An 11,826-nucleotide genomic window follows, 5' to 3' on the forward strand; every position below is an offset into this window, starting at 1 on the left:
TTACACTCTGCGAGAGTCAGTAAAATCAAGGGCTTCAGCGTGGCGCCAGCTCCCGCAGGTGGCGCGCCACGGCCAGCCAGGCACCGATCCAGCCCAGCAGCACGGCGCCGACGGTGAGCGACAGGCCGTCATCCACCGGCACGCCGGCGAGGGCGAAGTCGCTGCCGTAGAGCCCGGCCAGGTTGACTACCGCGCCGTTCAGCCAGTTCAGGCCGAAGGCCAGCAACGCCCAGGACAGGATGCCCGCGCCCAGGCCGTACAACGCGCCCATATAGAGGAAGGGGCGGCGCACGTAACCGTCCGTCCCGCCGACCAGCTTGATCACCTCGATTTCGTTACGGCGGTTTTCAATGTGCAGGCGGATGGTGTTACCGATCACCAGCAGCAGGGTCAGCACCAGCAGGAGCGTCAGGCCGAAGACGAAGCGGTCGCCCAGCTTGAGGATCGCCGACAGCCGCTCGACCCAGACCAGATCCAGCTGTGCCTGTTGTACACCCGGCAACTCGGACAAGCGTTGACGCAAGGCATCCAGTTGCGCCTTGTCGATCTGCTTGGGTGTCACCGAGATCACCGCCGGCAGCGGGTTGTCGGGTAATTCCTTCAGGGCCTCGCCCAGACCGGACTGTTCCTGCAATTCCTTCAGCGCATCGTCGCGGCTGATCAACTGCGCCTCGATCACATCGGGCATTTTCTCGATCTGTTCGCGCAGGTCCTGCCCTTGGGAGTCGCTGGCCTTCAGGTCGAGGAACAGGGAAATCTGTGCGGCGCGCTGCCAGGAGCCGCCGAGGCGCTCGACGTTGCCCAGCAACAGCGACAGGCCCATAGGCAGGCTGAGGGTGATGCCCATCACCAGGCAGGTGAAGAAGCTGCCGAAGGGATGGCTGAACAGGCGATGCAGGCTGTCGGCCAGGCTGGCTCGGTGGTTTTCCGCATAGGCGGCCAGCGAGGCGCTCTGGTCCTGGTTCTCGTGCTCGTCCGGGCGCTCGCGGGTGTTGCGCTGCGGCGTGCCCTCTTCCGGGCCGTGGGGCAGGTCATTAGCGCTCATCAGGCGGTCTCCTCGCGGTCGGCGATGATGCGGCCGCGCTGCAGGGTGATCATCCGGTGGTGCATCCGCGCGATCAGCGCCAGGTCGTGGCTGGCGATCAGCACGGTGGTGCCCAGGCGGTTGATGTCTTCGAAGACGGCCATGATTTCCGAGGCCAGGCGCGGGTCGAGGTTACCGGTGGGCTCGTCCGCCAGCAGCAGGGCCGGGCGATGCACCACCGCGCGGGCGATGCCGACGCGCTGTTGCTGGCCGGTGGAGAGGTCGGACGGCAGGTCCTGGGCCTTCTCCTTGAGGTTCACCCGCTCCAGCGCCGCTTCGACGCGGTAGGCGATGTCCGCCTTGGGCAGGCCAAGGATCTGCATCGGCAGGGCGACGTTGTCGAACACGCTGCGGTCGTTGAGCAGTTGGTGGTTCTGGAACACCACGCCGATCTGCCGGCGCAGGAAGGGAATCTGCGCGGTGGAGATGCGCGAGACGTCCTGCCCGCCGAGCAGCAGCTTGCCGGAGGTGGGCCGTTCCATCGCCAGGATCAGCCGCAGCAGGGTACTCTTGCCCGCGCCGGAGTGGCCGGTGACGAACATGATCTCGCCGCGCGGCACGCGGAACGAAATCTCGTGCAGGCCGACATGGCCGTTGGGGTAGCGTTTGCCAACCTGCTCGAAACGGATCATGCGATTTCCCGGGTCTCGAAGAGTGCGCGGACGAAGGCGTCGGCCTCGAAGGTTCGAAGATCGTCGATCCCTTCGCCGACACCGATGTAGCGAATCGGCAGGCCGAACTGCTTGGCCAGGGCGAAGATCACCCCGCCCTTGGCGGTGCCGTCCAGTTTGGTCAGGGCCAGGCCGGTGAGTTCCACGGCGTTGTTGAACTGCTTGGCCTGGTTGATGGCGTTCTGCCCGGTGCCGGCGTCCAGCACCAGCAGGACTTCGTGGGGAGCCGTCTGGTCCAGCTTGCCGATCACCCGGCGCACCTTCTTCAGCTCTTCCATCAGGTTGTCCTTGGTATGCAGGCGACCGGCGGTATCGGCGATCAGCACGTCCACACCACGGGCCTTGGCGGCCTGCACCGCGTCGAAGATCACCGAGGCGGAGTCCGCGCCGGTGTGCTGGGCGATCACCGCGATGTTGTTGCGCTCGCCCCAGACCTGCAACTGCTCGACGGCGGCGGCGCGGAAGGTGTCGCCGGCGGCGAGCATGACCTTCTTGCCATCCTGCTGCAGCTTCTTGGCCAGCTTGCCGATGGTGGTGGTCTTGCCGACGCCGTTCACGCCGACCACCAGGATCACGTAGGGCTGCTTGTCGGCGGCAATGGTCAGCGGCTGCTCGACGGGGCGCAGCAGGCCGGCCAGCTCTTCCTGCAGGGCCTTGTACAGCGCTTCGCTGTCGGCCAGTTCCTTGCGCGCCACGCGCTTGGTCAGGTTCTGCACGATGGTGGTAGTGGCCTCGACGCCGACGTCGGCGGTCAGCAGGCGGGTTTCGATCTCGTCGAGCAGGTCGTCGTCGATGGCCTTCTTGCCCAGGAACAGGCTGGCCATGCCTTCGCCAAGGCTGGCGCTGGTCTTCGACAGGCCCTGCTTGAGGCGGGCGAAGAAACCGAGCTTGCCCGGCTCGCTGGCGGCGGGCTTGGCCTGCGGCTCAGGCTGCGGGGCGGGCTCGGGTTCAGGCTGGGCGACCACGGCGGGCGCTTCGGCAACAGGTTCTGGCTGAACGGGCGCAGCGACAGGCGCCGGCTCGACCGGCTGGACCGCCGCCTGCGGCGCCTCGGCAACAACCGGCTGCGCAACGGATTGCGGCGCGGGTTGCGCGGCGGGCTGCGCCAGCGGCTCGACCGGCACGCTGGCGGGCACCACGTCGACTATCGGTTCGGGAGCAGGCTCGGGCGTCGGCTCTGCGCGCGGGGCGGCCGGAGCCTGTTCGGGTGCGGGAACCGGTTCGGCGGCAACGGGCTGCTCGACCTGCTGCTCGGCTTCGGCTACGGGTTGCTCCTCCGCCTGCGGCTTCTTGCGCCACCAGCCGAACAGACCCTTCTTCTCCCCGGCTGGCGGGGCCTTTTTGTCGTCGTTGGAACCAAACATGTAGGGATCGAATCTCTAGGGGACGCCACGGAATCAGGCGGCAAAAACGCCTCGAAACAGCTTTGAGAAGCCCTGAACGTGGCCGCCCGGAAAACGGATGGGTATCCTAGCATCTCCTCGCCCGCCGGGGTTAAGAGGCTGGCCGCCAGCCTGCATAGACCCTGCGGATAGCCCGAAAGGTTCATTCGACGATGAAAACCCCTGCACGCCGTCATGCCGGCCTGCTGCTCGGCACCCTGTTGCTTCCGCTGATGGCGGTTGCCGCAGATCCGCAGCCCACCCATGAATACACCCTGGACAACGGCCTGAAGGTCGTGGTCCGCGAAGACCACCGCGCACCCGTGGTGGTTTCCCAGCTCTGGTACAAGGTTGGCTCCAGCTACGAGACGCCCGGCCTCACCGGCCTCTCCCACGCCCTGGAGCACATGATGTTCAAGGGCAGCCGCAAGCTCGGCCCCGGCGAGGCCTCGCGCGTGCTGCGCGACCTCGGCGCGGAAGAGAACGCCTTCACCACCGACGACTACACCGCCTACTACCAGGTGCTGGCCCGCGACCGCCTGCCAGTGGCGCTGGAGCTGGAAGCCGACCGCATGGCCCATCTCGCCCTGCCGCCCGACCAGTTCAACAGCGAGATCGAGGTGATCAAGGAAGAACGCCGCCTGCGCACCGACGACAAGCCCAATTCGCTGGCCTTCGAGCGCTTCAAGGCCGCCGCCTACCCCGCCAGCGGCTACCGCACACCGACCATCGGCTGGATGGCCGACCTGCAGCGCATGACCGTCGACGACCTGCGCCACTGGTACCAGGCCTGGTATGCGCCGAACAACGCCACCCTGGTGGTGGTCGGCGACGTCAGCGGCGACGAGGTGAAGGCCCTGGCCGGGAAGTACTTCGGCGAGATCCCCAGGCGCGACCTGCCCGCCGCGCGCAAGCCGCTGGAACTGGCCGAACCCGGCGAGCGCCGCCTGACGCTGCACGTGCGCACCCAGTTGCCGAGCCTGATCATGGGCTTCAACGTGCCGAGCCTGGGCAGCACCGACAACCCGCGCGAGGTCAACGCCCTGCGCCTGCTCTCGGCGATCCTCGACGGCGGCTACAGCGCCCGCCTGGCCTCGCGTCTGGAGCGCGGCGAGGAAATCGTCGCCGGCGCCTCCGCCTCCTACGACGCCTTCGCCCGCGGCGACAGCCTGTTCTTCCTCTCCGCGACGCCCAACGTGCAGACCGGCAAGACCCTCGACCAGGTCGAAACCGCCCTCTGGCAGCAACTGGAAGAACTGAAGAAAGCTCCGCCAAGCAAGGAAGAGCTGGAGCGCGTGCGCGCCCAGGTCATCGCCGGGCTGGTCTACGAGCGCGACTCCATCGCCAGCCAGGCCAGCACCATCGGCGAGCTGGAAAGCGTCGGTCTGTCCTGGAAGCTGGCCGACCAGGACCTGCAATCCCTGCAGGCGGTCACTGCCGAAGACATCCAGCAAGCCGCTCGCACCTATTTCACCCGCTCCCGCCTGACCCTCGCCCAGGTCCTGCCGGAAGTCGCCACCGACAAGGAGCCGAGCCATGAGTGAACGCAATGGCCTGCGCTACGGCCTGGTCGGGCTGATCGTCATCGCGCTGATCGCCGGACTGCTGCTGTTCGTTTCCCGCCCTGCCGCCAATGCCGAAGCCGCCAGGCCGGCCATCGAGCCGAGCGCGCCCACCGGCCTGCAATCCCTCGCCGAAGCCGCCGGCAAGGCGCCCGGCCACCGCAAGCTGGACATCCAGCAATGGCAGACCGCCGAAGGCGCCCGCGTGCTCTTCGTCGAAGCCCATGAGCTGCCGATGTTCGACCTGCGCCTGACCTTCGCCGCCGGCAGCAGCCAGGACGGCGACAGCTACGGCCTGGCCATGCTGACCAACGCCATGCTCAACGAAGGCGTGCCCGGCAAGGACACCAGCGCCATCGCCGCCGGTTTCGACGACCTGGGCGCCAACTTCGGCAACGGCTCCTACCGCGACATGGCGGTGGCCAGCCTGCGCAGCCTGAGCGAGCCAACCAAGCGCGACGCCGCGCTGGCGCTGTTCGACCAGGTGATCGGCCAGCCGACCTTCCCCGAGGACGCCCTGGTGCGCATCAAGAACCAGGTACTGGCGGGCCTCGAGTACCAGAAGCAGAACCCCGGCAAGCTGGCGGGCCTCGAACTGTTCAAGCGGCTGTATGGCGAGCACCCCTACGCCCACTCCAGCGACGGCAACGAGAAGTCGATCCCGAAGATCACCACCACCCAGCTGCGTGCCTTCCACCAGAAGGCTTATGCCGCCGGCAACACGGTCATCGCGCTGGTCGGCGACCTGACCCGCGAGCAGGCTGAAGCCATCGCCAACAGCGTGTCGAAATCCCTGCCCAAGGGCCCTGCCCTGCCCGCACCGGGCGAGCCGCAGATGCCCAAGGCCGGCGTCACCCACATCGAGTTCCCGTCCAAGCAGACCCAGCTGATGCTGGCGCAACTGGGCATCACCCGCAGCGACCCGGACTACGCCGCGCTCTACCTGGGCAACCAGATCCTCGGCGGCGGCGGCTTCGGCACCCGCCTGATGGACCAGGTGCGCGAGAAGCGCGGCCTGACCTACGGCGTGTACTCCGGCTTCACCGGCATGCAGTCGCGCGGGCCGTTCACCATCGGCCTGCAGACCCGCGCCGAAATGAGCGAAGGCACCCTCAAGCTGGTCCAGGACATCGTTCGCGACTACCTCGACAAGGGCCCGACGCAGAAGGAACTGGACGACGCCAAGCGCGAGCTGGCCGGCAGCTTCCCGCTGTCCACCGCGAGCAACGCCGACATCGTCGGCCAGCTGGGCGCCATCGGCTTCTACGGCCTGCCACTGGACTACCTGGAAACCTTCCTCAGCCAGGTGCAGGCGCTGAGCGTCGAGCAGGTGCGGCAAGCCATGCGCCGGCACCTCGACCCGGACGGTTTTGTCATCGTTACCGCCGGTCCCAGCGTACCGCAGAAACCGCTGCCGCCCCCCACCGACAAACCCGCCGAGCAACCCACCGGCGTACCGGAGCACTGATGAGCAAACGTCCCGGCGGCGCCCCGCGCGCCGCACAGAAGCCCCACGGCGGCCAGGGCCAGCTGCGCATCATCGGCGGCGAGTGGCGCAGTCGGCGCTTCGCCTTCCCCGACGGCCCGAGCCTGCGCCCGACCCCGGACCGGGTGCGCGAAACCCTGTTCAACTGGCTAGCGGCCTACGTCCCCGGCGCTCGCGTGCTGGACCCCTTCGCCGGCAGCGGCGCGTTGTTCCTCGAGGCCCTGTCGCGCGGCGCCAGCACGGGCCTGGCGCTGGATACCAACGCCGAAGCGGCCGCCGCCCTGCGCGGCCACCTCGGCACCCTCCAGTGCGACAACGGCCAGGTCCTGCTGAGCGACGCCCTGCGCTACCTGGAAAGCCAACCGGCGACCCCGTTCGACCTGGTGTTCCTCGACCCACCCTTCCATCAGGACCTGCTGCAGAACGCCTGCCACCTGCTGGAAGCGCGCGGCTGGCTGGCCAGGGACGCCTGGGTCTACACCGAAAGCGAAGCCGCACCGTCCAGCCTCGGTCTGCCGGGCAACTGGCGGCTACACCGGGAAAAGAAGGCCGGTGCGGTGCACTACGCGCTGTGGCATCGGGAAGGCTGATCGCTCATATCGACTTCCCGACATCGACGGTGCTGGTGCGCACCAGCTCCACACCGTCGACCACCATCTTCCATTGGCTACCGTCCTGGTAGGGCGGCCTGGAGACCTTGAAGTGCGTGTCGAACGGACCGAACCCCACGGTGAATCCGTCGGCTTCGTAGCGCTTGATCGGCGCCTCGATGGACTTTGAAGTACTGCCCGAAATCCGCTTGTAGGCAACACGGCCGTCCGCTGTAACCAGCAAGCTCATCTCCGCTGACGTCCATAAGCCGACGTATGACCGGTGCTCCTGCGGCACCGGCTCGCCACACGCGGCCAGCCACAATGCCAGGCTCAACGCCGCGATTTGCTTCCACATGCCATCCCCTCCTTTGCGTGGGTTTCCCTGGCGGCGGATGCACAAGGCATCCATTGCACGGCCGACTTGGCGTTACTATCACAGCTCGTCGGCCCATTTGATCCGTGATGACTATACCCTCCCCGTTCAAACCCGCCTGGTGGCTCCCCGGCCCGCACCTGCAGACGCTCTACGGCTCCCTGCTGCGCCAGTTGCCGAGCCTTGCGCGCATCCGCGAGCGGCTGTGGCTGGAGGACGGTGATTTCATCGACCTGGACTGGCACGGCCCGCATGAGGCCGATACGCCGCTGGTGCTGGCGCTGCACGGGCTGACCGGCTCCTCGTCCTCGCACTACATCCTCGGTCTGCAGCAGCAACTGGCGGTACAGGGCTGGGCCAGCGTGGCGCTGAACTGGCGGGGCTGTTCCGGGGAATCGAACCTGCTGCCGCGCGGCTACCACTCCGGCGTCAGCGAAGACCTCGCCGCCGTGGTCACTCACCTGCGGGCGAAGCGGCCGATGGCGCCGCTCTATGCCGTGGGCTATTCGCTGGGCGGCAACGTGCTGCTCAAGTACCTGGGCGAGTCCTCCGCCGGATGCCCATTGCGCGGCGCGGTGGCGGTGTCGGTGCCGTTCCGCCTGGACCAGTGCGCCGACCGCATCGGCATCGGTTTCTCCAAGGTCTATCAGGCGCATTTCATGCGTGAGCTGGTGGCCTACGTGCAGACCAAGCGCCAGGCCTTCGCCGCTGGCGGCCATGCGGAAAACCTCGCCACGCTGGAGCGCCTCGGGCCGCTGGACGGCATGCGCACCTTCTGGGATTTCGACGACCGGGTGACCGCGCCGCTGCACGGCTTCGCCGACGTCCACGACTACTATCGCCGCGCGTCGAGCCGCTATTACCTGGGCGGCATCCGCGTGCCGACCCTGGTCATCCAGTCCAGCGACGATCCCTTCATTCATGCCCGGAGCATTCCGCAGGCCGGCGAGCTGTCGACGTCCACCGAACTGGAGCTGCAGGCCCACGGCGGCCATGTCGGCTTCATCGGCGGCTCGCCGGGGCGACCGGATTACTATCTGGAGCGCCGCATCCCACAATGGCTGCGGCAGCGGCACGGCGCCTGACTGCCCTGAATCAGCCCACCAGGGCGACAATAGGGCAGACTGGAGGTGTACCCAGGAAGGGGAAGCCAGACAGGAGTGATGCCATGACCGACACAGCGCTGACGATTCTGCACAACCCGGTACTAAGCGATGCGCAGTGCGCCGGGATCGCCGCGCTTTATCGCGCGGTGGGCTGGGGTTCGCCCGGTACGGCGCAGGAAATACGCGAGCTCTACGAGTTCTCCAGCTACACCCTGCTGGCCCTGGACGGCGAACAGGTCATCGGCCTGCTACGGGCCGAGAGCGAAACGGCGCAGACCACCTGGCTGGCGGAAATCGCCGTGCTGCCGGGTTTCCAGTCGCGTGGCGTGGGGCACCTGCTGATGAGGCGCTTCCTGGCCGATCATCCGCAGCGCACGCTCTATACCGATGCAACCGAGGGGGTGGAGGAGTTCTTCGTGCGTCACGGTATTGCACTGCGCCGGCCGAGGGTGCCGGGGCCGCGCAAGGCGGGGGCTTGAGAGGGATAGCGCGCGACGAGAGCCCCTCACCCTAGCCCTGGCTGCGCGCCCCCTGGGAGAGGGCTGGGGTGAGGGAGAAACAGCCACGCGAAAGTATCCGCGCTGCTCGAACCCCTCGGAAAATCAACCTTCCAGCGGCACGTACAACCGATCGAACACCGCCGCCACCGCCTCGCGCGCATCGGGAGCGATGTGTCCGCTCTCCAGCGCCAGCACCTGGTAGAGCCCCCGGCGCAGCTCGCCTTCGCTGAGGTCGCCAGCCACTTCGCGGGTGGTGCACAGGAAACGCACCCAGGAGGTGAGGATGATCCAGGCGTTGAGGGTCAGGGATTCGAGCTGGGTGTCGTCCATCAGCAGGATGCCGGCGTCGACGAAGCCGCGATAGACCGTCTTGGCGTTGACCAGCGCGCGGCGGGCGAAGCTGCGGTAGTTGGCGGCCAGCTCCGGGTCGGCGTCGAGCAGGTGTTCGAGGTCCCGGTGCAGGAAGCGGTAGCGCCACATCGCCGCCAGCAGCGACTCCAGGTAGTAGATCTTGTCTTCCACCGTCAGCGCGCGGCCTTCGGGCAGGCGCAGGAACTGATCCACCTGTCCTTCGTACTCGGCGAACAGCTCGGCGATGATCGCCTGCTTGTTACGGTAGTGGTAGTACAGGTTGCCCGGCGAAATCCCCAGGTGTGCGGCGATGTGGTTGGTGGTGACGCTGCGTTCGCCCTGGGCGTTGAACAGCTCCAGGCTGGCCTGGGCGATACGCTCGCGGGTCTTGATGCGTGGGGCCATTCGCGGAACTCGTGAAAACGGATTGCGGGGCAAAGGTACACCGATTGCTACCGCGTAACACCTGGGCGGGCACCTTCCAGCTTTTCGTTGGCTGGGCCCGGCGAGGTGGAAACGGCATGCTGATTGACAGTCTAGAGTAATTGCTCTAAAAATCCAGCAACAGCATAACAACGCGAAGCGTCCGAAACTCTTGCGGGAAATTCCCGGACCGCTTCCCCAGCCGCTTCCGCCAAGGAGCCCCGTCATGGTCGCCGACCTCGCCTACCTGCAGCAGAGCCAGCAGCAGATCAGCCAGCTGGAATCCCTCCTCGAGCGCCAGCGCCAGGCCTATCGCGCCAATCCGATGCCCGACGCCGGCCAGCGCATCGCCTGGCTGAAAAGCCTTGCCAACCTGCTGGTGAGCGAGCAGCAGGCGATCATCGAGGCGATCAGCAGCGACTTCAGCAACCGCGCCGCCGACGAGACCCTGCTGGCCGAGGTGATGCCCAGCCTGCACGGCGTGCACTACGCCGCCAAGCGCGTGAAGAAGTGGATGAAGCCCTCGCGCCGCAGCGTGGGCATGCAGTTCATGCCGGCCTCGGCCAAGGTCATCTACCAGCCGCTGGGCGTGGTGGGCGTGATCGTGCCGTGGAACTACCCGCTGTTCCTCGCCATCGGCCCGCTGACCGGCGCCCTGGCCGCCGGCAACCGGGTGATGATCAAGATGAGCGAATCCACCCCGGCCAGCGCGCGCATGCTCAAGGCGCTGCTGGGCAAGATCTTCCCCGAGGACATGGTGGCGGTCGTCGAAGGCGAGGTGGAGGTGGGCGTGGCCTTCTCCAAGCTGCCCTTCGATCACCTGCTGTTCACCGGCGCCACCAGCATCGGCAAGCATGTTATGCGCGCCGCCGCCGAGAACCTCACCCCGGTGACCCTGGAGCTGGGCGGCAAGTCGCCGGCCATCATCTCGGCCAGCGTGCCGATGAAGGACGCCGCCGAGCGCATCGCCTTCGGCAAGTCGCTCAACGCCGGGCAGACCTGCGTGGCGCCGGACTACGTACTGGTGCCGCATAACCGTGTCGACGAGTTCGTCGAGAGCTACCGCCAGGTGGTCCAGGGCTTCTTCCCGAAACTGGAGAACAACCCGGACTACACCGCGATCATCAACGAGCGCCAGCTGTCGCGCCTGAACGGCTACCTGGCCGACGCCCAGTCCCGCGGCGCCACGGTCATCCCGCTGTTCCCGCAGGCCCAGGGCCGCCGCCTGCCGCAAGCGCTGCTGCTGAACGTGACCGACGAGATGAAGGTGATGCAGGAGGAAATCTTCGGCCCGCTGCTGCCGGTGATCCCCTACCAGAACCTCGACCAGGCACTGCACTACATCAACGAGCGCGACCGCCCGCTGGCGCTGTACTACTTCGGCTACGACAAGCGCGAGCAGGACCACGTACTGGCTCAGACCCATTCGGGCGGCGTGTGCCTGAACGACACCCTGCTGCACGTGGCCCAGGACGACATGCCCTTCGGCGGCGTCGGCCCGTCGGGCATGGGGCACTACCACGGCCACGAAGGCTTCCTGACCTTCAGCAAGGCCAAGGGTGTGTTCAGCAAGCCGCGTTTCAATGCCGCCCGGGTGATCTACCCGCCCTATGGCAAGTCGCTGCAGAAGCTGGTCTACAAACTGTTCATCCGCTGACCTTTCCGGCCGCCGGCCACCCCGGCGGCCCTCCCGCACAGGTGAAACAACAAGAATGACAGACACCTCCCTGAGCGCGCCGGGACTGTCCCGGCGCGGCGTCCTCAAGATCGGCCTGATGGGCAGCGCCTTCCTCGCCACCGCCGGCGTCACGGCCACCCTCAGCGGCTGTTCGGCCAGCGCTCCGGCCAATGGCTACAACGTGCTGCGCGACTCCGACATGCCCTTCCTGCGCGCGCTGATCCCGGTGATGCTGGCCGGCGCCGTGCCGGCCGAACGCATGGCCGAGGCGGTCAAGGGCACCCTGGAAAGCCTCGACTACAGCCTCCATCGCCTCTCGCCGGAGATGCTCAAGCTCACCGTCCAGCTGTTCGACGTGCTCGCCCTGCCGATCACCCGCGGCCCGCTGACCGGCATCTGGGGCAGTTGGGAGAATGCCAGCGCCGCGGACGTGAAGCACTTCCTCGAACGTTGGCAGAACAGTTCGATCTCGCTGCTGAAGATGGGCCACAGCTCGCTGCTGCAGTTGGTCCTGATGGCCTGGTATGGCCGCCCGGAATCCTGGGGCCACTGCGGCTACCCCGGCCCGCCGAAGGTCTGAGCCCGCCAGAACAACCAGAATTAGCCTGAGAGAATCC

At 67.1% G+C, this 11,826-nt stretch carries 12 protein-coding genes; 7 read left to right on the top strand and 5 right to left on the bottom strand.

The window, feature by feature from the left end:
- Positions 1–34: 34 nt before the first annotated feature.
- From ftsX to ftsY, 3 genes are read right to left on the bottom strand one after another with little or no spacing between them, the layout of a single operon-like run.
- Complete coding sequence (gene ftsX, locus ACYCAX_RS02805) at positions 35–1,045, bottom strand: permease-like cell division protein FtsX (protein ID WP_294972396.1); 1,011 nt, start codon at positions 1,043–1,045, stop codon at positions 35–37.
- Complete coding sequence (ftsE, locus tag ACYCAX_RS02810; RefSeq protein ID WP_015475108.1) at positions 1,045–1,716, bottom strand: cell division ATP-binding protein FtsE; 672 nt, start codon at positions 1,714–1,716, stop codon at positions 1,045–1,047. Before ftsE ends, ftsX begins: the two co-directional genes overlap by 1 nt.
- On the bottom strand, positions 1,713–3,119 hold the full coding sequence (gene ftsY, locus ACYCAX_RS02815) for a signal recognition particle-docking protein FtsY (RefSeq protein ID WP_294972391.1): 1,407 nt from the start codon (positions 3,117–3,119) through the stop codon (positions 1,713–1,715). The genes ftsE and ftsY overlap by 4 nt, the downstream gene beginning before the upstream one ends.
- Before the next feature lie 191 nt (positions 3,120–3,310).
- Here ftsY and ACYCAX_RS02820 point away from each other — a divergent pair, with 191 nt between their 5' ends.
- Genes ACYCAX_RS02820 through rsmD form a run of 3 tightly spaced genes read left to right on the top strand, consistent with a single transcriptional unit; the run spans position 3,311 to position 6,775 of the window.
- The gene (locus ACYCAX_RS02820) at positions 3,311–4,681 is read left to right on the top strand and encodes a M16 family metallopeptidase (RefSeq protein WP_460247374.1); all 1,371 of its coding nucleotides are present in this window, start codon (positions 3,311–3,313) and stop codon (positions 4,679–4,681) included.
- The gene (locus tag ACYCAX_RS02825) at positions 4,674–6,167 is read left to right on the top strand and encodes a M16 family metallopeptidase (RefSeq protein ID WP_460247375.1); all 1,494 of its coding nucleotides are present in this window, start codon (positions 4,674–4,676) and stop codon (positions 6,165–6,167) included. Before ACYCAX_RS02820 ends, ACYCAX_RS02825 begins: the two co-directional genes overlap by 8 nt.
- The gene (gene rsmD / locus ACYCAX_RS02830) at positions 6,167–6,775 is read left to right on the top strand and encodes a 16S rRNA (guanine(966)-N(2))-methyltransferase RsmD (protein WP_294972382.1); all 609 of its coding nucleotides are present in this window, start codon (positions 6,167–6,169) and stop codon (positions 6,773–6,775) included. The genes ACYCAX_RS02825 and rsmD overlap by 1 nt, the downstream gene beginning before the upstream one ends.
- 4 nt (positions 6,776–6,779) lie before the next feature.
- Here rsmD and ACYCAX_RS02835 read toward each other — a convergent pair whose 3' ends face one another.
- The gene (locus ACYCAX_RS02835) at positions 6,780–7,133 is read right to left on the bottom strand and encodes a hypothetical protein (RefSeq protein WP_015475103.1); all 354 of its coding nucleotides are present in this window, start codon (positions 7,131–7,133) and stop codon (positions 6,780–6,782) included.
- Between the two features lie 107 nt (positions 7,134–7,240).
- Between ACYCAX_RS02835 and ACYCAX_RS02840 the strand changes: the two genes are divergently transcribed.
- Both ACYCAX_RS02840 and ACYCAX_RS02845 read left to right on the top strand, forming a co-directional pair.
- Positions 7,241–8,236: a hydrolase gene (locus ACYCAX_RS02840; protein ID WP_460247376.1), complete on the top strand. Its 996-nt coding sequence runs from the start codon at positions 7,241–7,243 to the stop codon at positions 8,234–8,236.
- A gap of 83 nt (positions 8,237–8,319) precedes the next feature.
- Positions 8,320–8,736, top strand: a complete 417-nt coding sequence (locus tag ACYCAX_RS02845) for a GNAT family N-acetyltransferase (RefSeq protein ID WP_460247377.1) — start codon at positions 8,320–8,322, stop codon at positions 8,734–8,736.
- Between the two features lie 123 nt (positions 8,737–8,859).
- On the opposite strand, the gene ACYCAX_RS02850 is transcribed toward ACYCAX_RS02845, so the two are convergent.
- Positions 8,860–9,513, bottom strand: a complete 654-nt coding sequence (locus ACYCAX_RS02850; protein ID WP_294972373.1) for a TetR/AcrR family transcriptional regulator — start codon at positions 9,511–9,513, stop codon at positions 8,860–8,862.
- 244 nt (positions 9,514–9,757) lie between these two features.
- Here ACYCAX_RS02850 and ACYCAX_RS02855 point away from each other — a divergent pair, with 244 nt between their 5' ends.
- Positions 9,758–11,188: a coniferyl aldehyde dehydrogenase gene (locus tag ACYCAX_RS02855; RefSeq protein WP_015475099.1), complete on the top strand. Its 1,431-nt coding sequence runs from the start codon at positions 9,758–9,760 to the stop codon at positions 11,186–11,188.
- A gap of 55 nt (positions 11,189–11,243) precedes the next feature.
- Positions 11,244–11,789, top strand: coding sequence for a hypothetical protein (locus tag ACYCAX_RS02860; protein ID WP_015475098.1), 546 nt, complete (start codon positions 11,244–11,246; stop codon positions 11,787–11,789).
- Positions 11,790–11,826: the final 37 nt, after the last annotated feature.

The organism is Pseudomonas sp. MT3 (assembly GCF_054720805.1).